The 21,225-nt window shown below is 70.3% G+C and carries 18 protein-coding genes and 1 tRNA gene; 10 read left to right on the top strand and 9 right to left on the bottom strand.

Annotated features, from left to right (window positions below):
• Positions 1-16 precede the first annotated feature (16 nt).
• The 4 genes from SL103_RS37585 to SL103_RS00115 are packed head-to-tail and all read left to right on the top strand — an operon-like array spanning position 17 to position 3,048.
• Positions 17-193 carry a hypothetical protein gene (locus SL103_RS37585; protein WP_033266980.1) on the top strand — a complete coding sequence of 59 codons (177 nt, stop codon included), beginning with the start codon at positions 17-19 and terminating at the stop codon, positions 191-193.
• A complete protein-coding gene (locus tag SL103_RS00105; RefSeq protein WP_069566753.1) occupies positions 190-846 on the top strand; it encodes an aminodeoxychorismate/anthranilate synthase component II in 657 nt (218 codons plus the stop codon). The genes SL103_RS37585 and SL103_RS00105 overlap by 4 nt, the downstream gene beginning before the upstream one ends.
• Complete coding sequence (locus SL103_RS00110) at positions 843-2,282, top strand: class E sortase (protein WP_099055363.1); 1,440 nt, start codon at positions 843-845, stop codon at positions 2,280-2,282. Before SL103_RS00105 ends, SL103_RS00110 begins: the two co-directional genes overlap by 4 nt.
• A gap of 25 nt (positions 2,283-2,307) precedes the next feature.
• A complete protein-coding gene (locus tag SL103_RS00115) occupies positions 2,308-3,048 on the top strand; it encodes a class E sortase (protein ID WP_069566754.1) in 741 nt (246 codons plus the stop codon).
• A gap of 95 nt (positions 3,049-3,143) precedes the next feature.
• Here SL103_RS00115 and pknB read toward each other — a convergent pair whose 3' ends face one another.
• The 6 genes from pknB to SL103_RS00145 all read right to left on the bottom strand — a co-directional run bounded on the left by pknB (position 3,144) and on the right by SL103_RS00145 (position 11,240).
• Positions 3,144-5,126, bottom strand: a complete 1,983-nt coding sequence (gene pknB / locus SL103_RS00120) for a Stk1 family PASTA domain-containing Ser/Thr kinase (RefSeq protein ID WP_069566755.1) — start codon at positions 5,124-5,126, stop codon at positions 3,144-3,146.
• Between the two features lie 145 nt (positions 5,127-5,271).
• Positions 5,272-6,741 (bottom strand): peptidoglycan D,D-transpeptidase FtsI family protein, encoded by a 1,470-nt coding sequence (locus SL103_RS00125; RefSeq protein WP_069566756.1) that lies wholly within the window; start codon positions 6,739-6,741, stop codon positions 5,272-5,274.
• Positions 6,738-8,135 carry an FtsW/RodA/SpoVE family cell cycle protein gene (locus tag SL103_RS00130; protein WP_033266974.1) on the bottom strand — a complete coding sequence of 466 codons (1,398 nt, stop codon included), beginning with the start codon at positions 8,133-8,135 and terminating at the stop codon, positions 6,738-6,740. The genes SL103_RS00125 and SL103_RS00130 overlap by 4 nt, the downstream gene beginning before the upstream one ends.
• Before the next feature lie 23 nt (positions 8,136-8,158).
• Positions 8,159-9,733, bottom strand: a complete 1,575-nt coding sequence (locus tag SL103_RS00135) for a PP2C family protein-serine/threonine phosphatase (RefSeq protein ID WP_069566757.1) — start codon at positions 9,731-9,733, stop codon at positions 8,159-8,161.
• 132 nt (positions 9,734-9,865) lie between these two features.
• Positions 9,866-10,399: an FHA domain-containing protein FhaB/FipA gene (locus tag SL103_RS00140; RefSeq protein WP_069566758.1), complete on the bottom strand. Its 534-nt coding sequence runs from the start codon at positions 10,397-10,399 to the stop codon at positions 9,866-9,868.
• A 10-nt stretch (positions 10,400-10,409) separates the two neighbouring features.
• Positions 10,410-11,240 carry an FhaA domain-containing protein gene (locus tag SL103_RS00145; RefSeq protein WP_069566759.1) on the bottom strand — a complete coding sequence of 277 codons (831 nt, stop codon included), beginning with the start codon at positions 11,238-11,240 and terminating at the stop codon, positions 10,410-10,412.
• A 566-nt stretch (positions 11,241-11,806) separates the two neighbouring features.
• Here SL103_RS00145 and SL103_RS00150 point away from each other — a divergent pair.
• Positions 11,807-11,890, top strand: a tRNA-Leu gene (locus SL103_RS00150).
• Between the two features lie 114 nt (positions 11,891-12,004).
• Here the strand turns inward: SL103_RS00150 and SL103_RS00155 are convergent.
• A complete protein-coding gene (locus tag SL103_RS00155) occupies positions 12,005-13,000 on the bottom strand; it encodes a LysR family transcriptional regulator (protein ID WP_069566760.1) in 996 nt (331 codons plus the stop codon).
• Between the two features lie 110 nt (positions 13,001-13,110).
• Between SL103_RS00155 and SL103_RS00160 the strand changes: the two genes are divergently transcribed.
• Positions 13,111-14,337 (top strand): MFS transporter, encoded by a 1,227-nt coding sequence (locus SL103_RS00160; protein ID WP_099055364.1) that lies wholly within the window; start codon positions 13,111-13,113, stop codon positions 14,335-14,337.
• 311 nt (positions 14,338-14,648) lie between these two features.
• Here SL103_RS00160 and SL103_RS00165 read toward each other — a convergent pair whose 3' ends face one another.
• A complete protein-coding gene (locus tag SL103_RS00165; protein ID WP_069566762.1) occupies positions 14,649-15,299 on the bottom strand; it encodes an FMN-dependent NADH-azoreductase in 651 nt (216 codons plus the stop codon).
• Between the two features lie 127 nt (positions 15,300-15,426).
• On the opposite strand from SL103_RS00165, the gene SL103_RS00170 reads away from it, so the two are divergent.
• On the top strand, positions 15,427-15,789 hold the full coding sequence (locus tag SL103_RS00170; RefSeq protein ID WP_069566763.1) for a winged helix-turn-helix transcriptional regulator: 363 nt from the start codon (positions 15,427-15,429) through the stop codon (positions 15,787-15,789).
• A 131-nt stretch (positions 15,790-15,920) separates the two neighbouring features.
• Here the strand turns inward: SL103_RS00170 and SL103_RS00175 are convergent, their stop codons facing one another.
• Positions 15,921-16,355: a MarR family winged helix-turn-helix transcriptional regulator gene (locus SL103_RS00175; RefSeq protein ID WP_069566764.1), complete on the bottom strand. Its 435-nt coding sequence runs from the start codon at positions 16,353-16,355 to the stop codon at positions 15,921-15,923.
• A 380-nt stretch (positions 16,356-16,735) separates the two neighbouring features.
• On the opposite strand from SL103_RS00175, the gene SL103_RS00180 reads away from it, so the two are divergent.
• The 3 genes from SL103_RS00180 (at position 16,736) to SL103_RS00190 (ending at position 21,219) form a co-directional block, all read left to right on the top strand.
• The gene (locus SL103_RS00180; protein ID WP_069566765.1) at positions 16,736-17,896 is read left to right on the top strand and encodes a hypothetical protein; all 1,161 of its coding nucleotides are present in this window, start codon (positions 16,736-16,738) and stop codon (positions 17,894-17,896) included.
• A 411-nt stretch (positions 17,897-18,307) separates the two neighbouring features.
• Complete coding sequence (locus SL103_RS00185) at positions 18,308-19,777, top strand: DUF2252 domain-containing protein (RefSeq protein WP_069566766.1); 1,470 nt, start codon at positions 18,308-18,310, stop codon at positions 19,775-19,777.
• A gap of 386 nt (positions 19,778-20,163) precedes the next feature.
• Complete coding sequence (locus SL103_RS00190) at positions 20,164-21,219, top strand: J domain-containing protein (RefSeq protein WP_244303801.1); 1,056 nt, start codon at positions 20,164-20,166, stop codon at positions 21,217-21,219.
• Positions 21,220-21,225 lie beyond the last annotated feature (6 nt).

Here is a 21,225-nt window from a genome sequence, read left to right on the forward strand (position 1 = left end):
AGGGGACAGCGACAGCATGTACGGCTGGATCTGGCGGCATCTGCCGGGCAACACGTGGGTGAAGGCGCTGATTTCACTGGTGCTCGTGCTGGCGGTCGTCTTCGTACTCTTCCAGTACGTCTTTCCGTGGGCGGAGCCGCTGCTCCCCTTCAATGACGTCACCGTCGACCAAGGGATGGCAGCCGTCCGATGACCGCACGGATTCTCGTCGTCGACAACTACGACAGCTTCGTCTTCAACCTCGTCCAGTACCTCTACCAGCTCGGTGCCGAGTGTGAGGTGCTGCGCAACGACGAGGTCGCGCCCCGGCACGCCCAGGACGGCTTCGACGGGGTGCTGCTCTCCCCGGGCCCCGGCACACCCGAGCAGGCCGGCGTCTGCGTCGAGATGGTCCGGCACTGCGCGGACACCGGCGTCCCGGTCTTCGGCGTCTGCCTGGGGATGCAGTCGATGGCGGTCGCCTACGGCGGGGTGGTGGACCGCGCGCCCGAGCTGCTGCACGGCAAGACCTCGCCGGTCCTGCACGAGGGCGTCGGCGTCTTCTCCGGTCTGCCCTCGCCCTTCACCGCCACCCGCTACCACTCCCTCGCCGTCGAGCCGGACACCGTCCCCGACGAACTCCTGGTCACCTCCTGGACGGAGGCCGACGACGTCCCCGGCGGGCGGATCGTGATGGGCCTCCGACACCGTGAACTGCCGGTCGAGGGCGTGCAGTTCCACCCCGAGTCGGTGCTGACCGAATGGGGCCACCGAATGCTGGCCAACTGGCTCGTCGAATGCGGCGACACCGGAGCTGTGGAGCGCTCGACGGGGCTTGCCCCGGTGGTCGGCAAGGCCGGAGCGTGACCGCCCTGCGCCCCGAGCGTGAAGGGAGATCCTACGACCCGTACGAGCCGGAACAGCCGTACGTGCCGCAGGAAACGCACGGCCCGCAGGAGCCGAACGGACAGCCCGACGAGTTCGAGGCGGCGGTGGGACGGCTGAACGACCCGCTGAACGATCCCCTGCCCGGCCGGACGCCCCCCGCGTCCGGTACGGGCGCCCCGGCGCCCCAGGCGTCCTCCGCGCCCGGCACGGGCCGTCGGCGCCGCCACGCGGCCCCCACGCCGTCGCCCGCCCCGGCACCGCCCCCGGCAAGCGGATCGCAGGGCTCACCGTGGTTCCGCGCACAGCAGGAGCCGGTGCGACCGCCCGAGGCCCGGCCTGCTGCCCCGACCGAGCCGATACCCGAGCCCGCGGACCCACCGGTGCGAACCGCCCCGGCCGGCCGGCCCGCCGCCCGATCCTCTGCGCCCTGGCTCGACGAAGAGACCATGGCGCTGGCGCTGCGGCAGGCCGAGAAGCGCGGCAGGCGCTCTGTTTCACGTGAAACCGATGCCGCCGTTTCACGTGAAACAGAGTCGGCCGTTTCACGTGAAACAACGCCCCCGGCGACCGGAGGCCGCGCGGCCCGGCGCAAGGCCGCACAGGAGGCCGCCAAACGCGGCGGAAGGCGCGGCCGGCACGGCGGAGCAGCCGCCACCACATCGACCGCGGGGGCGGCCTCAGAACCGGCCTCGGTGCCCACGACCCGGCTGGAGGCCCGGCGGGCCGCCCGCGCCGCCAAGGACAGCCCGAGCCTGATCGCCAGCCGCGCGCTGGGCGAGGTGTTCATCACCCTCGGCGTGCTGATGCTGCTGTTCGTCACGTACCAGCTGTGGTGGACGAACGTGATGGCCGAGGAAGAGGCCGGCGGCGCCGCCAACAACCTCCAGCAGGAGTGGAACAAGGGCGGCGGGGAGAAGAAGAACCTCGCGGTCGGCGAGCGCTTCGGCATCATGTACATCCCGAAGCTGGATGTGAAGGCGCCGATAGCCGAGGGCATCGACAAGCACAGCGTGCTGGACCACGGCATGGTCGGGCACTACGACAAGACCAGCGGGGTCAAGACCGCGATGCCCTGGGACAAGAAGGGCAACTTCGCGGTCGCGGCCCACCGCAACACCCACGGCGAGCCGTTCCGCTACATCAACAAGCTCACCAAGGGCGACAAGATCATCGTCGAGACGAAGAGCTCGTACTACACGTACGAGATGGAGAGCATCCTCCCGCAGACGTCTCCGAGCAACATCAGCGTGATCGGACCCGTGCCGCCCGGCTCCGGTTTCACCGGCCCCGGCCGCTACATCACCCTGACCACCTGTACCCCCGAGTTCACCAGTACCTTTCGGATGATCGTCTGGGGCAAGATGGTCGACGAGCGGCCGCGGAGCAAGGGCAAACCGGCAGCGCTCGGCGGCTGAGCGAACAAAAAAGGGGTGCTACGCGGTGACCGCGACCGAAACCGATGAGGGAAGCCACCGCGCCGCGCCGCCTCCCACGCCGCGCCGCGTGCGCAGGACCATCGCCTCCATCGTCAGCGTCATCGGCGAACTGCTGATCACGGCCGGCCTGGTCCTGGGCCTGTTCGTCGCCTACTCGCTGTGGTGGACCAACGTCCTCGCCGACAATGAGGCGCACAAGCAGGGCGACCAGGTGCGCCAGCGCTGGGCGCACAGCGGCCCCAAGGGGCCGGGGGCGCTCGACACCAAGGACGGCATCGGCTTCCTGCACGTGCCGGCGATGGACAACGGCGAGGTGCTGGTCAAGAAGGGCACCAGCAGCGAGGTGCTCAACGAGGGGGTGGCCGGCTACTACACCAAGCCGGTCAAGTCCGCCCTGCCGCAGGACAAGAAGGGCAACTTCACCCTCGCCGCGCACCGCGACGGCCACGGCGCGAAGTTCCACAACATCGACAAGCTCAAGGACGGCGACCCGATCGTCTTCGAGACCAAGGACACCTGGTACGTCTACAAGGTCTTCGCGACGCTCCCCGAGACTTCGAAGTACAACGTCGACGTCCTCAACAAGATCCCCAAGGAGTCCGGCAAGCACAAGGCCGGCCGCTACATCACCCTCACGACCTGCACCCCGGTCTACACCTCGACGTACCGCTACATCGTCTGGGGCGAACTGGAACGCACCGAGAAGGTCGACGCGGACCGCACCCCTCCGGAGGAGCTGCGCTAGGGGCACCGCGCAGTACCCGCGCATGACAGAGCCCCGGCCGCCCTCCAAGGGCTGCCGGGGCTTCGTCGTGAGGACGCTCAGCGGGTCGCTGCTCGCTAGCCTCCGAACGGTCCGCCGAAGATGCCGCCGCCACCGTCATTGCCGCCGCCACCGCCACCGATGGTGGTCAGCGTCACGGTGGCCGACTTGGGGTCGGACGGCGTGTTCGGCTGCGGGTCCTGGTTGATCACCCGGGCGTTGTCGTCCTGCGGGCCGGTGATCTGGATGTTGGTGAAGCCGGCCTGCTGGAGCGCCTTCTTCGCATCCTTCAGCTTCTGGGTCCGCACGTCCGGCACGGGCGTCTGCGCGGCCGCCTTGCCGATCGTGAGGGTGACCGTGGAGCCGTTCTTGGCCTCCGTGCCGCCCGCCGGACTCTCGTCGATCACCTTGCCGACCTGGTTCGGGTCGGGCGTCTCCTGCTCGGTCTTGCTGACGTTGAAGCCGAGATCCTTCAGCTGCTTCTCGGCCGCCGCGGCGTCCTGGCCCTTGACGTCCGGGATCTGCTGCTTGGGCGTCGGCTGGGCCACGACCAGCGTGATCGTCGTGTCCTTCGGCTGGTCGGTCTGCGCGTCGGGGTTCTGACGGATGACCGTGCCGGCCGCCTTGTCGGACTCCTCCGTGGTCTGCTTGACGTCCGTGAAGCCCTTGGAGGACAGGACCGACTTGGCCTTGTCGACGGTGTAGCCCGTGACGTCGGGCACGGTCACCTTCACGGCCCCGGAGCACAGCGTCACCGTGATCGTGTCGTTCTTCGCGATCTGCGTGCCGGCGTCCGGGGACTGCTCGGTGACCTGGCCCTTCTTCTGGTTCTCGCAGGGCTTACGGCCACCCAGGGCGACCTTGAAGGAGCTGTTCACCCCCGCCTGCTTGGCCTCCTTCAGCGTCCTGCCGACGAGGTTGGGCGCGGCGAGCTTGTTGTCCTGCTTGCCGCCGCTGAACATCGCCTTGCCGATGAAGATCGCACCGACCAGGACCAGGATCGCCGCGAGCACCAGCAGGATCGTCGAGGTGTGGCTCTTCTTCTGGCCGCCGCCCCGTCGCCGGTCACCGCGGTCGTCGTAGCCGTAGCCCCCGTCGTCCGGGTTCATCGGCGGGAGCATCGAGGTCTTCGGGCCGCCGCCGTCCTGCGCGCGCAGCATCGTCGTCGGCTGGTCCTGGTCGTAGCCGACCGCGCCCAGGGCGGAGGCCGCCGCGACCGGCTGGCCGTCCAGCGCCGCCTCGATGTCGGCGCGCATCTCGTCGGCCGACTGATAGCGGTAGTCCGGGTCCTTGACCAGCGCCTTCAGGACGATCGCGTCCATCTCCGGCGTGATCTCGGGGTCGAAGTTGCTGGGCTTCTGCGGCTCCTCGCGGACGTGCTGGTAGGCCACCGCGACCGGCGAGTCACCGACGAACGGCGGCCGGACGGTGAGCAGCTCATAGAGCAGACAGCCGGTGGAGTACAGGTCGGAGCGGGCGTCGACCTGCTCGCCCTTGGCCTGCTCGGGCGAGAGGTACTGGGCGGTGCCGATGACCGCGGCGGTCTGCGTCATGGTCATACCGGCGTCACCCATGGCGCGGGCGATGCCGAAGTCCATGACCTTGACCTGCCCGGTGCGCGTCAGCATGACGTTCGCCGGCTTGATGTCGCGGTGGACGATGCCGGCGCGGTGCGAGTACTCCAGCGCCTGGAGGACGCCGGTGGTCATCTCCAGCGACCGCTCGGGCAGCAGCTTGCGGCCGGAGTGCAGCAGCTCACGCAGCGTGGACCCGTCCACGTACTCCATGACGATGTACGGGATCGAGACACCGTCGACGTAGTCCTCGCCGGTGTCGTAGACCGCGACGATCGACGGATGGTTCAGCGAGGCGGCCGACTGGGCCTCACGGCGGAACCGGGCCTGGAAGGACGGGTCGCGGGCAAGATCCACCCGCAGCGTCTTCACCGCTACGGTGCGGCCGAGGCGGGTGTCATGCGCGAGGTACACCTCGGCCATGCCACCGCGGCCGAGCACCGAGCCCAGCTCGTACCGGCCGCCGAGGCGACGCGGCTCTTCCATAAGCTTCTCCAGCCCTCTCCGTCAGTCCCGACCGCACCCGTGTGTGGTCCGGCGGTGTGCTGTCCGGGCTACCGTACCCGGGACGCCGCATCGGACCGGGCCGGAGCCGCAACCTGATACGTGACCGGTACTGGCATGACCCGAGTCACTTCTCGCCTTCGAGTACCGCCTCCATGACGCGCTTCGCGATGGGAGCGGCGAGCTTGCCACCGGCGATGTCATCGCGAAGGGTGTCGGATCCCTCAATGACGACAGCGACCGCTACGGGGGTGCCCTTGTCGGTCTTCGCGTAGGAGATGAACCAGGCGTACGGGTTGTCCTTGTTGTTCTCGCCGTGCTGGGCGGTACCCGTCTTACCCCCGACTGTGACGTTCGGGATCTGTGCATTGGTTCCCGTGCCGCTCTTGACGACGGTCTCCATGATGCTCTGGATCTTCTGCGCGTTCTCCGGGCTGAGCGGCCGGCTCATCTCCTGCGGCGTGTGCTGCTGCACCACGTTGAGGTTCGGCGCGACCAGCTGGTCGACCATGTACGGCCTCATCAGCTTGCCGCCGTTGGCGACCGCCGAAGCGACCATGGCCATCTGCAGCGGCGTGGCCCGGTTGGACGCCTGCCCGATACCGGCCATGGCATTCTGCGGCCGGTTGTCGGTGGGGAAGATGCTCTCCGCGGCCCGCACCGGGGTGTCGATCTTGGAGTTGTTGAAGCCGAACTTCTCCGCCTCGGCCTTCATCTTCTTGTTGCCGAGGTCAGCGCTGACCTTGCCGAAGACCGTGTTGCACGACAGGCGCAGCGCCTCGCGCAGGCTGACGTTCTCACACTGGATGGAGCCCTCGTTCTTCAGCGGAAGGCCGGCGGTGTCGGGCAGCGTGTACGGGACCGGCGAGTCGGTCTTGGCGTCGACGTCGGTGTACAGGCCGTTCTCCAGCGCCGCCGAGGCCGTGACGACCTTGAAGGTGGAGCCCGGCGGGTAGGTCTGCCGCAGCGCCCGGTTGAGCATCGGCTCGTCGGGGTTGTTCTTCTTCAGCAGACCGTTGTACGCCTCGGCGTCCTTGTTGCTCATGCCGGCGAACGTGGACGGGTCGTACGACGGGGTGCTGGCCAGCGCCAGGATCGCCCCGGTCTCCGGGTTGATCGCGGCGACCGCGCCCTTCTGGTTGCCCAGGCCCTCGAAGGCCGCCTTCTGCGCCTTGGCGTCCAGCGTCGTGACGACGTTGCCGCCCTTCTGCTTGCTGCCGGTGAACATGTCGACCGTGCGGCTGAAGAAGAGCCGGTCATCGGTGCCGGTGAGGATGCCGTCGTTGAGCTTCTCCAGCTGGTTGGCGTCGAACGCCTGCGAGGCGTAGCCGGTGACCGGCGCCCACATCTTGCCGTTCTTGTACGTCCGCTTGTACTTGAAGTCGCCGCTGTCGGTGGTCGTCGAGCCGGTGATCGCCTTGCCGTCGACGATGATGTTGCCGCGCGGCGTGCTGTAGCGCTCGATGGCCACCCGGCGGTTGTTCGTGTCGTTCTTGAGCTGGTCGCCCTCGACGAACTGCACCCAGTTGACGCGGACGAGCAGGGCGAGGACGAGCAGGCCGCAGAAGATCGCGACCCGGCGCAGAGGCTTGTTCACGGGCGGACCACCTGGGTCATCTCGGCGTCGGTGGACGGGGCGGGGGTCGGCGCCGGGCGGCGCGCGGTGTCGCTGATGCGAAGCAGGATCGCGACCAGCGCCCAGTTGGCGATCACGGAGGAGCCACCCTGGGCGAGGAACGGCATCGTCATACCGGTCAGCGGGATCAGGCCCGTCACACCGCCGGCGACGACGAAGACCTGCAGCGCGAAGGCGCCGGACAGGCCGACGGCCAGCAGCTTGCCGAACGGGTCGCGGGCGGCCAGCGCCGTACGGATACCGCGCTCGATGAGCAGGCCGTACAGCATCAGGATGGCCATCAGGCCGGCCAGCCCGATCTCCTCGCCGACGGTGGCGAGGATGTAGTCGCTCTTGGGCGCGATACCGCCGATCAGCCGGGAGTAGCCCTGGCCCAGACCCGAGCCGAGGATGCCGCCGGAACCGAAGGAGTACATGGCCTGGGCGGTCTCGGTGACACCGCCGTTCAGCAGCTCCAGCGGGTTCAGCCAGTTGTGGACACGGACCTGCACATGGGACTCGAAGGTGGCCACGGCGACCGCACCGCCGGCGCTCAGCAGCAGACCGAAGACGATCCAGCTGGTGCGCTCGGTGGCCACGTACAGCATGATCACGAAGAGGCCGAAGAACAGCAGCGAGGTACCGAGGTCGGTCTCGAAGACCAGGATCATCAGGCTCAGCGCCCAGATGACCAGGATCGGTCCGAGGTCACGGCCGCGCGGGAGGTACAGGCCCATGAAGCGGCGGCTGGCCAGCGCCAGCGCGTCCCGCTTCACCATCAGGTACCCGGCGAAGAAGATCGCGATGATGATCTTCGCGAACTCACCGGGCTGGAGCGAACCGACACCGGGGATGGTGATCCAGATGCGCGCGCCGAAGCGGGCCGGGAAGAAGATCGGCGAGATCAGCAGGACCAGCGCCACCACCATCGAGATGTAGGTGTAGCGCTGCAGGACACGGTGGTCCTTGAGGAAGATCAGTACGCCGAGGAAGAGCGCGACGCCCAGCGTCGACCACATCAGCTGCCCCGGCGCCATCGCACCGCCCAGCTGCGGCGTGCTGATCTGCGGCTCCTGGTCCAGCCGCCAGATGAAGACCAGACCCAGGCCGTTGAGCAGGGTGGCGATCGGCAGCATCAGCGGATCCGCGTACGGCGCCCACTTGCGTACGACGAGGTGCGCCACGCCGGCCAGCAGGCCGAGCCCCAGGGTGTAGCCGAGCACACCGGCGGGGACGGTCTCCTCCTTGGCCAGGCCCACGTTGATGTACGCGAACACCGGAATGATCACCGCGAAGACGAGCAGCGCGAGCTCGGTGTTGCGGCGGCTCGGGGCTCCGATGGTGCCGATGGTGGTGGTGTTGGTGGTACTGCTCATGAGATCTCCGGCCCCCTACGCCCTCACTGCTGGGTGCTGCAATTCTTTTCCAGCTTCTGCTGCTCCTCGGAGGGGGCCTGGCTGGGAGTGGCTGTGGGAGACGGCGTGACGGTCGCCGAGAGGGCCCCGGCCGTGCCGGTGCCTCCGGTGGTGCCCGCCTTGTCGGTGGAACCGGGCTTGCCGGTCTGCGTGCCGGGCTTGGCGGTCGAACCGGGCTTGCCCGGCGTGCCCGCCTGGCCCTTGCCCTTGTTGCGCGCCGCCTCGCGCTCGGCGGCCTCCCGCTGCTCCTTGCTGCGGCAGGCGTTGGCCTGCTTGCTCAGCTCGGTGACCTTCTCGCCCGCCTGCGTACGGCTGTCGACCGCGATGGTCTCCTTGACCTGGTTGCGCTGGTACAGCGGGAGGTACTTGAGTTCGATCTCGGGGTGGTCCTCGTCCACGTCGTTCAGCCGGATCCACGCGAGGTCCTGGCTGATGCCGCGGTACAGCGCGATGTGGTCGTCCTTGGCGCCGACGAAGTACTGGGTCTGCGTCCAGCGGTAGCCCCCGTAGAGCCCACCGCCGATCACACCGAGCGCCAGCACGAGGAACAGCGAGCGCTTGATCCACCTACCGCGCCGCCGCGGCTTGACGAAGTCCTCGTCCATGAAGGCGCCGAAGGAGCCCTGCGGCGGACCGCCGACCTCCGGGTCGCCGCTTCCGGGCGGGCCGAAGGCGCCACCGGGGCCGGCGGGCGGCCCGCCGGGGCGGCCGAGTTCGGCCGCCCGCGCGGCCGGCGTCTGCAGCGTGCTGGGGTCGCTCAGCTGGTGCTGGTTCTCCGCGACGGCACCGACGATCACCGGGGTGTCGTTGAGCTGCCCGGCCATCGACTCGTTGCCGTCCACGTCCAGGACGTCGGCGACGATGCAGGTGATGTTGTCGGGGCCGCCGCCGCGCAGCGCGAGCTGGATCAGCTCCTGCACGGTCTCGTGCGGCCCGTGGTAGCCGGCGAGGGTCTCCTCCAGCGTCTGGTGGCTGACGACGCCGGACAGCCCGTCCGAGCAGATCAGGTACCGGTCGCCGGCCCGCACCTCGCGGATCGACAGGTCGGGCTCGACGTGATCGCCGCTGCCCAGCGCCCGCATCAGCAGCGACCGCTGCGGGTGCGTGGTGGCTTCTTCCTCGGTGATCCGGCCCTCGTCGACCAGCCGCTGCACCCAGGTGTGGTCCTGGGTGATCTGCGTCAGCACGCCGTCGCGCAGCAGGTAGGCGCGCGAGTCACCGACGTGCACGAGGCCGAGCCGCTGCCCGGTCCACAGCAGCGCGGTCAGGGTCGTGCCCATGCCCTCCAGCTGCGGGTCCTCCTCGACCATCACCCGCAGCTGATCGTTGGCGCGCTGCACGGCGGTGCCGAGCGAGGTGAGGATGTCCGAACCGGGGACGTCGTCGTCGAGCTGGACGAGGGTGGAGATCACCTCGGAGGAGGCGACCTCACCGGCGGCCTGGCCGCCCATGCCGTCGGCGATGGCGAGCAGCCGCGGGCCGGCGTAGCCGGAGTCCTCGTTGCCCTCGCGGATCATGCCCTTGTGCGATCCGGCGGCAAAGCGCAGGGACAGACTCATGCGCACCTCACCCGTCGGCTCGGGGTACAGCCGGTCTCGTCGAGCCACACTGCCCACCCTCCGGTCGGGAGCACGCCCGGGTCCGCCGAGTGGACCGCCGCGGCTCGCTCGCTCCGCTCGCTCATTGTCGTACTACTTCCGCAGCTCGATGACGGTCTTGCCGATGCGGATCGGGGCTCCCAGCGGAATCGGTGTCGGGGTCGTCAGTCGGGTCCGGTCCAGGTACGTGCCGTTGGTGGAACCGAGATCCTCGACGATCCACTGGCCGTCACGGTCCGGGTAGATCCTGGCATGCCGGCTGGACGCGTAGTCGTCGTCCAGCACGATCGTGGAGTCGTGCGCACGGCCCAGGGAGATCGTCTGGCCTTGGAGGGCGACGGTGGTGCCGGTCAGCGAGCCTTCGGAGACCACCAGCTTCGTGGGGGCCCCGCGGCGCTGCCGGTTGTTGCCGCGGCCGCCTTCCTGGCGGCGCTGCTGCTGCTGCTGCGGCGGCGCCGCAGCCTGGCGCTGCGCACGCGGTTCCTGCCCGCCGCGCCGCGCGGCACCGCGTTGCGTGACGCGCGTGCCGAACAGATCGCTGCGGATGACCTGAACGGCCACGATGACGAACAGCCACAGTACGGCGAGGAAACCCAACCGCATGACCGTGAGGGTCAGCTCTGACATTGCCCCCGCTTCACCCTTCGGCTTGCCGGTAAACGATGGTGGTACTGCCCACGACAATCCGCGAGCCGTCGCGGAGATTAGCGCGGGTGGTGTGCTGCCCGTCTACCACGATGCCGTTCGTGGAGCCCAGATCCTGGATCATGGGGGGCGTTCCGACCCGGATCTCACAGTGACGCCGGGAGACACCCGGGTCGTCGATCCGTACGTCAGCGTCGGTGCTGCGGCCCAGCACGAGAGTGGGGCGCGAGATCTGGTGGCGGGTGCCGTTGATCTCGATCCAGCGCCTGGTCTGCGCGTAGGGCTGCGGTCCTGCACCGGGCGGTGCCGTACGGGGTACGGGCTGTGCGCCGCCGGAAGGCGGGGAGGACGGCATGGGGGGTGCGCTCACGTGGCCGCCACCGGCCCGGCCGCCCTGCGGTGCGGCGGAAGCGCGCTGCGCCGCCTGGCCGGGCTGGTCCTGCGAGCTGCTGGACGCGAGCGTGCGGCTGCGGACGCGGTACAGGCCGGTGTCGAGGTCGTCGGCCTTCTCGAGGTGGACCTTGATCGACCCCATGAAGGTGTAGCGCTGCTGCTTGGCGTAGTCGCGGACCATGCTCGACAGCTCGTCGCCGAGCTGCCCGCTGTACGGGCTCAGCCGCTCGTAGTCGGGGGCGCTCAGTTCGACGATGAAGTCGTTGGGGACGACCGTGCGGTCGCGGTTCCAGATGGTGGCGTTGTTGTCGCACTCGCGCTGCAGCGCGCCGGCGATCTCAACGGGCTGCACCTCGGACTTGAACACCTTGGCGAAGGTGCCGTTGACGAGACCTTCGAGACGCTGCTCGAAACGCTTCAGTACTCCCACGGGGCACCTCCTTCCTCAGTCTTCGGCGGGGTCATCCTGATCGGGTCGTCCTGATACTGCTTACTGATCGTATCCACGCGTCGGGAAATCGGCTGGTTCCCCTTTCCCGCCTTGAGGACGAGTGTCGCCCCTCACAGGGTTGCCCGGTGCTTCCTTGCTCCTGCCCACTGTCGTGCACTGCGATCGTAGATGTGCCCCGATGACAGTGTCCCGCAACCGCCGACCACTCCCGGCGGGCGGGGCCGGGAGTCGGGCAGCGCACCGTACGGATCGTGCGGTCTTCCGCCCGGCCCGCCGACGGTCCGGGCGTGACGCGCCCCGGTGACGGCTACCGCGAGTGTGGACCCTTTGGGCAGTGCTCGGCGAATGCCCGAGGCACGAGGGGGTGCCGGGCGGGCTCCGGGACGGTGCCGGGCCAGGCGCCGGTCCGGGGACCGGGGGCCAGGGGAAAGGCGTGTGAACCCACCCCGGACAGCGTGCTAATGTTCTGGATGTCGGCAGGCGCTCACACAAGACCCGGACGGAACAGCCCGGATCGCGTGAGAGGATCAACCGGCAGCACCCATGCGCGGGTGGCGGAATAGGCAGACGCGCTGGATTCAGGTTCCAGTGCCCGAAAGGGCGTGGGGGTTCAACTCCCCCCTCGCGCACAGATGAGACCCCCGGTCTCCGGAGAAATCCGGAAGCCGGGGGTCTTTCGTTGCATGCGTCACATTGTTGGCCATGTCACGGTGCGCGGTGGGTCGGGCGGGCCGGCCTGAGGGCTAGCTCACATCGGCGGCGGCGTTCGTCGGCGTCGCGCGACCCGTTGCCGCTGTGACCTCCGCCTCGTCCGCGGCGCTCTCCGTCACCGCCGTACGGAAGGCGCGGACCCGTGCCGTCTCGCGCGCGGTGTGGTGCACCAGACCCAGGACCGAGTCCGGCAGGCCGGTGACGGGGACGAAGACGAGGTCGCGGCGGCCGTGGTAGTCGGCGGTGGGGCGGCACAGCAGCATTCCGCCGCGGCCGGCCGCGGTCAGGGTGAGGCCCTCCTGCAGGGTGCTGACCCGGGGGCCGGCGGGGATCACGCGGCCCTGTGGGGTGGCGGCCGGGGCGTGGGCCGCGCGCCAGTAGGCGGGGGCCGGGCCGTCGGGGGAGATCAGCGCGACGGCGGTGAGTTCCTCGGCGGTCAGCGCGGTACGGGACGCCAGCGGGTGGCGTACGGAGAGCGCGAGGGTCTGCTGCTGGGCGGAGAAGACCGGGCCGAGGGTGAGATCGGGCTCGGCCACGGGCAGCAGCGTGACCGCGACGTCGACCGTGCCGCGGCGCAGCGCGCCGAAGGGATCGCAGAGCGGGATCTCGACGATCTCGGTGGCGCAGCCCGGGTGGCGGGCCTGGAAGGCGTCGATGGCCTGCATGATCCGGTCGTCGGCGGTGCCCTGGAAGCCGATCGTCAGCCTGCCCTCGATGCCGCGGGCGGCGCTGCGGGCGCGCTCCACGGTGGCGCGCAGTGCGTCGTAGGCGGGGCGCAGGGACGTACGGAACTCCTCGCCGAGCGGGGTGAGGCGGACCCGGCGGCTGGTGCGGTCCACGAGGCGGGCGCCGATGCGGGACTCCAGGGAGCGCAGGAGCTGGCTGACCCGGCTCTGCGAGACGTACAGCCGCTCGCCGGTGCGGCCGAAGTGCAGTTCCTCGGAGAGCACGAGGAAGCACTCCAGCTCGCGGAGTTCGAGGCCGGGGGTGGGGGTGGCGCGGGTGGTGGCGGGGTGCGGGCCGCTCATGGGGTCCTGTGTCTTTCGCGGTGCGGGGCGCGGGGATCGATGAGTCCTGCTCATAGAAGGGTGAGGAGTTGGCCGTTGTTCCCCCATGGGCGCGGGAGTTGGCTGGGGGCATGACGAAGATCGAGGGCGCGAGGACCGCCCGGACGGATGAACCGGCCATCGTGGCAAGCGCAGGGGGACGGGGGCGGGGCGGTGGCTGGCCGGCGGTGGGGGCGCTGGCGGCGGCGACCTTCACCGTCGTGACGTCGGAGATGCTGCCGGTGGGGCTGTTGTCGCCGATCGGCCGGGAGTTGCGGGTCTCGGACGGTACGGCGGGGCTGACGCTGACCGTGACCGGGCTGGTCGCGGCGGTGGCGGCGCCGCTGCTTCCTCTGCTGGCAGGCCGTCGGGACCGCCGGGTGGTGTTGGCCTTCCTCATGGGCACGCTGGCGGTGGCGAATCTCCTGGCGGCGTATGCGTCCGATATCGCGGTGCTGTTGGCGGCCAGGGTCCTGGTGGGACTGGGGATGGGTGGGGTGTGGGCGATTGCTGCGGGCCTCGCGGTGCGGCTGGTGCCCGGGAGGCGGGTGGCGGCGGCCACGTCACTGATCTTCAGCGGCGTCGCGGCGGCGTCGGTGCTGGGCGTGCCGGCCGGCACCTTCCTGGGTGAACTGGGCGGCTGGCGCACGGCGTTCACGGCGATGGCCGCCGTCTGCGGGGTGGTGGCGGCCGCACTGGCCGTCCTGGTGCCGCCGCTGCCGGCCAACGGTGCGGTGCGGCTGGGCGGGGTGCTCGGGCCCCTGCGCGGCGCGGCCGTACGGACCGGACTCGTCGTGGTGGCGCTCCTGGTGACGGGGCATTTCGCGGCGTACACCTATGTGCGCCCGGCGCTGGAGGAGATGGCCGGCGCGGGGCCCGGACAGATCAGCACCCTGCTGCTGGCCTTCGGGCTCGCGGGGCTGGCCGGGAACTTCGCGGCGGGGGCGGCGGCCGCGCGGTCGCCGCGGGCGGCGTTGCTGGCGATCTGCGCCGTGCTCGGCGGGACGGTGCTGCTGATGCCTCTGCTGGGCCGGGGTGCCGGGGTGCCGGGGGCGGCCGTCCTGGTGGCCGTGTGGGGGCTGGCCTACGGGGGCGTCTCGGTCAGTACCCAGACCTGGCTGATGGCGGCGGCGCCGGGCGCCCGGGAAGCGGCTTCCGCCCTGTTCGTGACGGTGTTCAACGCGGCCATCGCGTGCGGCGCGCTGCTCGGCGGCCGGGCCGCGGACAGCTGGGGCGCGCCGGGCGTCATGCGGCTGGGCGGCCTGCTCGCGGTGGGCGCGCTGGTCACGGTGGGGGTGGGGAGGGCGCCGCGGGGGTGAGGTACGGGGGCGGGGATTTGGGGTGGCGTGGCGGCTGGGTGGGGGCGCTTCTTCGGGGGGGGGGGGGGGGGGGGGAGGGGCTGGTGCGGGCGGTTTCTGTGGGTGCTTCTGGGGCGGTCTTCGGTGATCTTCGGTGGTCTCGTCGGGTGAGGTGAAGTGGTGCGCGCGGGCCCGGGGGCGGGGCCGGGAGCCCTGAGGCCATGGGGACATGCGGACATGGGTCAAGGGCTTTGGGCCACGGGGCGCCGGAGCCATGGGCTGCAGGCCGGTGGGCCGAGGGGCCGGTGCCCCCGGGCGGGCGCGCGGTTCTCTCAGGCGGCGAGGTGCTCGGCCAGCGCCTTGGCCTTGGCGGTCGCGTCCTGGAGGGCCTTGTCCCGGGAGGTCTCGTACAGCGGGACGAGCTCGGCCATCGCCGGGTTGCTGGGGGCCATGGTCAGCTCAGGGACGATGAAGTCGACGTCGAGACCCATACCGCCGTTGAGCACGGCCTCCAGGTAGTTCTGCACGTACTCGAAAGGCTCACGGGGGGTGCCCGGCGCGTACGAGCCGCCGCGGCTGGCGACCACGGTGACCGGGGTGCCCTTGGCGGACGGGGTCTCACCCGCCGTACGACCCATGATGATCACCTGGTCGAGCCACGCCTTGAGCGTGGAGGGGATCGTGAAGTTGTACATCGGCGCGGCTATGACGACCGCATCGGCCCGCTCCAGCTCCTCGGCGAGTTCGACCCGCAGTGCGAAGGCGGCCTGCTGCTCGGGGGTGTGGGTGGCGGGGTCGGAGAAACCGGCGGAGGCGGCGACGCCGTCGAGGTGCGGCAGCGGGTCGACGGCCAAGTCGCGGTGAATGACGGTGCCGTCGGGGTGCTGCTCCTCCCATGCCTTGCGGAAGGCGGCGGTGACGGAGCGGGAGGCGGAGCCGCCCTCGGGGAAGACGGAGGAGTCGATGAGCAGGAGCGTGGCCATGGGGGCAGCCCTTCGGTACGCGGCCGGGTGGGCACCACAGCCACTGATTGAATTCCGTACGTCCCTATTAATAACACAGCAGCTTACTTTTCTGCAGTACCAAACCGGAGGGCGGTACTCTGGGTGTATGGCGGACCACGGCGAGGCGACCTGTAGGCGGGTCGACGACGGCATGACGCGCGTCTTCGAACTGTTCGGGAAGCGTTGGACGGGCCTGATCGTCGCCACCCTGATGCCGGGGCGCGTGCACTTCGCCGACCTGCGGCGGGCCATCCCGGGGATCAGTGAACGGATGCTGTCCGACCGCCTCATGGAGCTGGCGGCGACCGGCCTGGTCGTGCGCGAGGTGGACGCCGGCCCGCCGCTGCGGGTCTCCTACCGGCTCACGGAGGCCGGTCTGGCGATGGAGCCCGCACTCAAGGAGCTGGGGCGCTGGGCGGAGACCTATCTTGCCGACGGGGGGCAGTGCCCGGAGCGGTTCCGGAAGTAGCGCTTCCGGGGGGCGGCCCGGGGGTGGTGGGCCCGGGGGTGGTGATTCCGGGAGTGGGGGCTTTGTGTGCTTGTGGCTGAGGTGAGGGCCGGGGTTGGGGCTGCGGCTGGGCCTGGGGCTGGCGCTGGGGCTCAGCCCAGGCGTTCTTGCGCGGCGTTGTAGCGGCGCAGGTAGGTGGCGAAGCGGTCGAGGTCGTCCTCGTCCCAGTCGGCCAGTCGCTCGTGGAACGCCTGGCGGCGGCTCGCGGTGACGTTGGCGAGCACCTGGGCGCCCTTCTCGGTGGGGTGGAGCACCTGGACGCGCTGGTCGTCCGGGTCCACGCGACGCTCTACGAAACCGAGCTTCTCCAGTGCGGCGATCTGCCGGCTGACCGTGGACTTGTCCAGGAGGTAGTGCGCCGCGAGGTCCGTCGCGCGGCATCCCTGCTGGTCATCGAGGTGCGCGAGCAGGGTGTAGGAGACCAGCGACAGCTCGGGATGCATCCGTGCGGCGGTCGCACGGGCCCGTCGGGCGAACGCGGTCATCTCCTGCTGAATGGTCTCGACTGACTCGTCGCGGTGGGGCACGGCTTGCCTTTCGTAGAGGTAGTTGTATAGTACAACGTGAGTTGAGAGTTGTATTTGCCAACTACTGCGCCCGGCTGGTCGGCCGGCTGTCGAAACCGTTGCCTGGCCAGGGCGAACGAGAACGAGAAGACGAACAAGCTGAGAAGGTCTGACCCTTGAGTACGGTTCCCACGAGTACGGCCCAACAGGGCGACCGCCTTCCTGACGATCGGGCCGACCGGCCTTACGACCGGTTCTCCGACGGGCCTTCCGACCGGCCTTACGACCGGGTTTCCGACCCGCGGGCCGACCGGCGGGCTGACCGGGTTTCCGACCGTCGAAGCGGACGCCACGGCGACCACCGTTCGGCGGGGCCCGCTCACCCCGGCGGGCTGCGTCATGTGCTGACGCACCTCATCACCCCCCTGCTGATGTGCATCGGGATGGGGCTGGCGTACCTGGGGGCCTTCGCGCATCCGGCGCCGCACCACCTGCCCGTCGCGGTCGTCGGATCGAGCCGGAGCGCCCAGCTGCTCGCCCAGTCGATCAACGACAAGGCGGGCGGTGACCTGGAGGTACGGACGGTTGCCCACCGTTCGACGGCGGTCCACCAGCTCAAGCACCAGGACATCTTCGGGGCGTATGTCCCGGCCGCGAACGGGAACGGGGGTGCGGGGGACGGGAACGGGCCGGCGCGCGCCGACGGGAGCGGGAACGGCAACGGAAACGTGAACGGGAAGGCACCTGAACTGCTCGTGGCGACGGCTGCCTCCGACACCAGCGCCTCCATAGTGCAGAAGATCTTCACGCCGCTGGCGGCGCAGCAGGGCGCCCCGTTGAAGGTCACCGATGTCGCCCCGACCGCCGACGACGACCCGACCGGCCAGGGCATCTTCTTCCTGCTGGTCGCGATCAGCATCGGCTCGTACGCCTCGGTCGCGGTGATCGGCGGAGCCGGGGCCGTGCTGCCGATCCGGCTGCGGGCGGCGCTGGCGGTCGGCACGTCCTTCGTGGTCAGCCTCATCGGCACGGCGTTCGCCGGACCGATCTTCCACCTCGTCGACCACGGCCTGTGGGGCCTGTGGGGCATGGCCTGGCTCTACTCGGCAGGCATCCTGCTGATCGGCACCGGCCTGCACACCTTCCTCAAGCGTTGGACGACGCTGGGCGTGATGGCGCTCTTCGTGATGCTCAACTTCACTTCTTCCGGCGGGATTTTCCGCCCCGAGATGCAGAACGGATTCTTCGCGGCGCTGCACTCCTTCTGGAACGGCGCGGGCTTCGTCGAGGGCGTCCGCAGTCACGTCTACTTCGACGGCTACGGCCTGTCAGGACACCTCTGGACGCTGGCGTTGTGGCTGGTGGTGGGCGTGCTGATGGTCGGTCTGGCGGCGCTGGCCGAACGGCGGCGGCGCACCGCGGAGGCGGAGGCGGCGGCCAATGCCGCGGCGGTGGCGGCGGCCGCGGTGGCGGCGACCGTGCCGGAGCCTGCGCGGCAGCCGGTACGCGGCGCTGTGGATGACGGGGTGGAGGAGGAACTTGAGGAGGCCGTCGGGGTGTAGGGCCGCCTCCTTACGGGCGGCTGCGGTGCGTCGGCGCGAGGAGGAAGGGGGCAGGGCGGAGCCGGCGAGTTATCCACAGGTTGTGGGGGCTTGGATGCGGGCTTTGACGGGGTGTCGGTAACGTCATTGCTGGTCGGCGCGCGGGGAATGCCCGGCGGGCCACCACCTCCGCAGTGCGCGGTACGGAGCGTGCCGGTTGCCGGGCGGAGGGTGCCGGCGAAGGATGTTCAGCGAAGGATCTTCAGCGAAGAGTGCTCGACTCAGCGGAGAGTGCTCGACTCGACGGAGAGGGCTCAACCGGGCTGCTCAGCGTGGGTGTGTGCAGCAGGGCAGCAAGGCAGTGACTCAGCAACGCAGTGACGTAGTGACTGGCGCAGGTAGCGCCGGTCGAGAAGGGGGAGGTGGCCCGCCATGTCGCGTGTGCCGTACGTACCGGGGTTTGCGAGGGCGGATGAGCACGGCCCGTCGGGGCCTTCGCCGCGGACCGCCGGCCGGGCGCTGCGGGAGCGGCTGCCGCGCTCCGCACAGGACGCGCTTTCGATCGCGGCCGGGCGGCCCGATGTCGTCACTGCGGTCGAGAAGTCCAACGCCGGGCGTCTGCCCGAGCTGACGCCGATACGCGTCGGCCGGATGGCTGCCAGCCCCTTCGCCTTCCTACGAGGCTCCGCGGGCCTCATGGCGTACGACCTGGCGGACGAAGCCGTCACCGGCATCGGCGCGCAGATCTGCGGGGATGCGCACGCTGCCAACTTCGGTCTCTACGCTGACGCGCGCGGTGGTCTCGTCATCGACCTCAACGACTTCGACGAGACGCTGTACGGGCCGTGGGAATGGGATGTGAAGCGGCTCGCGACCTCGATGGTCCTTGCGGGCCGGGAGGCGGGCGCCGACGAGGACGCCTGCCGTAAGGCGGCGCAGGATGCGGCGGGGGCATATCGGCGCACGATGCGGCTGCTGGCGAAGCTGCCGGTGACCGAGGCGTGGAACGCCATCGCCGACGAGGAGCTCGTCTCGCACGCCGACGCGCGGGACCTGCTGGGGACGCTGGAGAAGGTGTCGGCCAAGGCGCGCAGGAACACCAGCGCACGGTTCGCGGCGAAGGCGACGGAGGAGACCGAGGACGGCGGCCGTCGGTTCGTGGACGCGCCTCCGGTGCTGCGGCGGGTGTCGGATGCCGAGGCGGCCGCTGTGGCCGGCTCCCTCACCGGCTACCTGGAGACCCTCCCCGAGGACCGGCTGCCGCTGCTGGCCCGCTACGCGGTACACGATGTGGCCTTCCGCGTGGTCGGCACGGGCAGCGTGGGCCTGCGGTCGTATGTCGTCCTGCTGCTGGATCACCGGGGCGAGCCACTGGTCCTGCAAGTGAAGGAGGCCCGTCGCTCGGTGCTGACGCCGTATGTGGAGAAGGCCGGCTTCCGGGTGCCGTCGGTTGCGCATGAGGGGCGCCGGGTGGTCCTCGGCCAGCGCCGGATGCAGGTCGTCAGCGACATGCTGCTGGGTTGGACGACGGTGCAGGATGTCACGACGCCGGCCAGGGCTGCTGCATCGGCCACGGCAGCGATCCACCCTGAAGGCTCACCGGCGGGCGGGCGCCCATTCCAGGTCCGCCAGTTCAGGAACCGCAAGGGCAGCGTGGACCCGGGGCAGCTGTCCGGCGATCAGCTGGACGATTACGCCCGCATGACCGGCGCCCTCCTGGCCCGAGCCCACGCCCATAGCGTCGACCCACGCCTGGTGGGCGGCTACTGCGGCAAGAACGAGGAGCTGGACGAGGCCATAGCCAGATTCGCGCTCACCTACGCGGACCGAACCGAAGCCGATCACGCAGCCTTGATCGCGGCCATCAAGAGCGGTCGCGTGGCAGCTGAACTGGGAGTCTGAGCCACCCGCCCGCCCGTCCGCCCGTCCGGGGAGGGGAGAGGCGGGTAAGCGGGCGCAGAGGCCGGGCGCCGGCCGCTGGGCGTGGTGGTGAGCGCCGCGGTAGACGGGCGAGCGTGGGCTGGCGCCGGGAGTGGCCACTCCGCTGCGCGGCGACTGGGGTGGAGGCTGTCGCCTGCTCTGTTGTTGGACGTGGTTGCTTACGGCCCTTTGTGAGCTTGTGAGCCGTGTGTGTTGTGTGAGCTGGTCGTGCCTGGGCTGGTCGTGCCCTAAGCGGTGGTGGTGGAGGCGGGTGGGTGGGGGGAGGGCCCCCGGGGGGAGGGGAAGCCGGAAAGCAGTGGTGCATGGCGGCCGAGAGTCACAGCCCACATGGGCCGTACGCTGACCGGGTGACGAACTCGCACGCGGAGAACGCGCAGGACGGCCAGCACGGAGCGGACGTACCGGGTACCTCGGGTGCCCAGGGCGGCACGCAGGCACCCGACGCCCGCGGCGGGCAGGGAACGCAGGACGCAGCGAGCGGAGCCGGCGCCGGTCACCGCGGCGCCGGTCACCGCGACGACGGCCAGGTGGACGACGGCCAGCCCGACGCTGGTCAGCAGGATGCCGGGCAAAGTGGCGCGGGTCAGGGCGACGCTGGTCAGCGGGATGCGGGGGATGGCGCGCGTCAGGACGAGGCGACCCGGCGGCTGGCGAAGGCGGTGCTGGCCGCGGAGCAGGCGCTGATCGAGTTCGAGATCGCGGTGGAGACCTTCCGGGTCGAGGTCGAGAACTTCTCCCGGCTGCACCACCAGCGCCTCGGCCCCATGTACGCGCGGCTGGACGAGCTGGATGCCCAGATCGCCGAGGCGGTCGCGGCGCAGACCGGCGACCCCGAGGACCTCCGGAAGGCGCGGGAAGCGCGGGCAGCGGTGCTGCCGATGCCCGAGGTGGAGGAGTTGTTCCACGGCTGGATGGGGGCGGAGGGGATCTTCCCGGAGGCGCAGGCGATGCTGACCGAGCAGTCGGTGCAGCCGCCGCAGAAGGTGCGGCCCAGCGAGGAGGCCCGCAAGGCGTACCGCGAGCTGGTCCGCAAGGCCCACCCCGACCTGGCCCGGGACGATGCCGAGCGGGCACGGCGGGACGAGTTCATCGCACGGGTCAACAGGGCGTACAGCCAGGGTGACGAGGCGGCGCTGGGTCGGCTGGCGCAGGAATGGGAGGCCGGTCCCGCGCCGGCCGAGGAGCGACTCAGCGAGAGTGAGGAGCTTTATGCCCGCCTGGAGTGGCTGGCCGAGCGCAAGGAACTGCTGGCTGCCGTCGCCGCCGAGCTGGAGGACAGCGCGATCGGCGCGATGATCAAGATGGCGCCGGAGGACCCGGACGCACTGCTGGACGAGATCGCCGAGAAGCTGCTCGCCGATGTCGCAGAGCGCGAGGCTCACCTCGCGCAGCTGGTCGGGTAGCGTCGT

Origin of the sequence: Streptomyces lydicus (assembly GCF_001729485.1) — a bacterium.
GTDB lineage: Bacteria > Actinomycetota > Actinomycetes > Streptomycetales > Streptomycetaceae > Streptomyces > Streptomyces lydicus_D.

Excerpts from the sequence above, each read along its gene's own strand:
- SL103_RS37585 (WP_033266980.1), top strand. The coding sequence starts at position 17 with ATGTACGGCTGGATCTGGCGGCATCTGCCGGGCAACACGTGGGTGAAG.
- SL103_RS00105 (WP_069566753.1), top strand. The coding sequence starts at position 190 with ATGACCGCACGGATTCTCGTCGTCGACAACTACGACAGCTTCGTCTTC.
- pknB (WP_069566755.1), bottom strand. The coding sequence starts at position 5,126 with ATGGAAGAGCCGCGTCGCCTCGGCGGCCGGTACGAGCTGGGCTCGGTG.
- SL103_RS00130 (WP_033266974.1), bottom strand. The coding sequence starts at position 8,135 with ATGAGCAGTACCACCAACACCACCACCATCGGCACCATCGGAGCCCCG.
- SL103_RS00135 (WP_069566757.1), bottom strand. The coding sequence starts at position 9,733 with ATGAGTCTGTCCCTGCGCTTTGCCGCCGGATCGCACAAGGGCATGATC.
- SL103_RS00140 (WP_069566758.1), bottom strand. The coding sequence starts at position 10,399 with ATGTCAGAGCTGACCCTCACGGTCATGCGGTTGGGTTTCCTCGCCGTA.
- SL103_RS00155 (WP_069566760.1), bottom strand. The coding sequence starts at position 13,000 with ATGAGCGGCCCGCACCCCGCCACCACCCGCGCCACCCCCACCCCCGGC.
- SL103_RS00160 (WP_099055364.1), top strand. The coding sequence starts at position 13,111 with ATGACGAAGATCGAGGGCGCGAGGACCGCCCGGACGGATGAACCGGCC.
- SL103_RS00165 (WP_069566762.1), bottom strand. The coding sequence starts at position 15,299 with ATGGCCACGCTCCTGCTCATCGACTCCTCCGTCTTCCCCGAGGGCGGC.
- SL103_RS00170 (WP_069566763.1), top strand. The coding sequence starts at position 15,427 with ATGGCGGACCACGGCGAGGCGACCTGTAGGCGGGTCGACGACGGCATG.
- SL103_RS00185 (WP_069566766.1), top strand. The coding sequence starts at position 18,308 with ATGTCGCGTGTGCCGTACGTACCGGGGTTTGCGAGGGCGGATGAGCAC.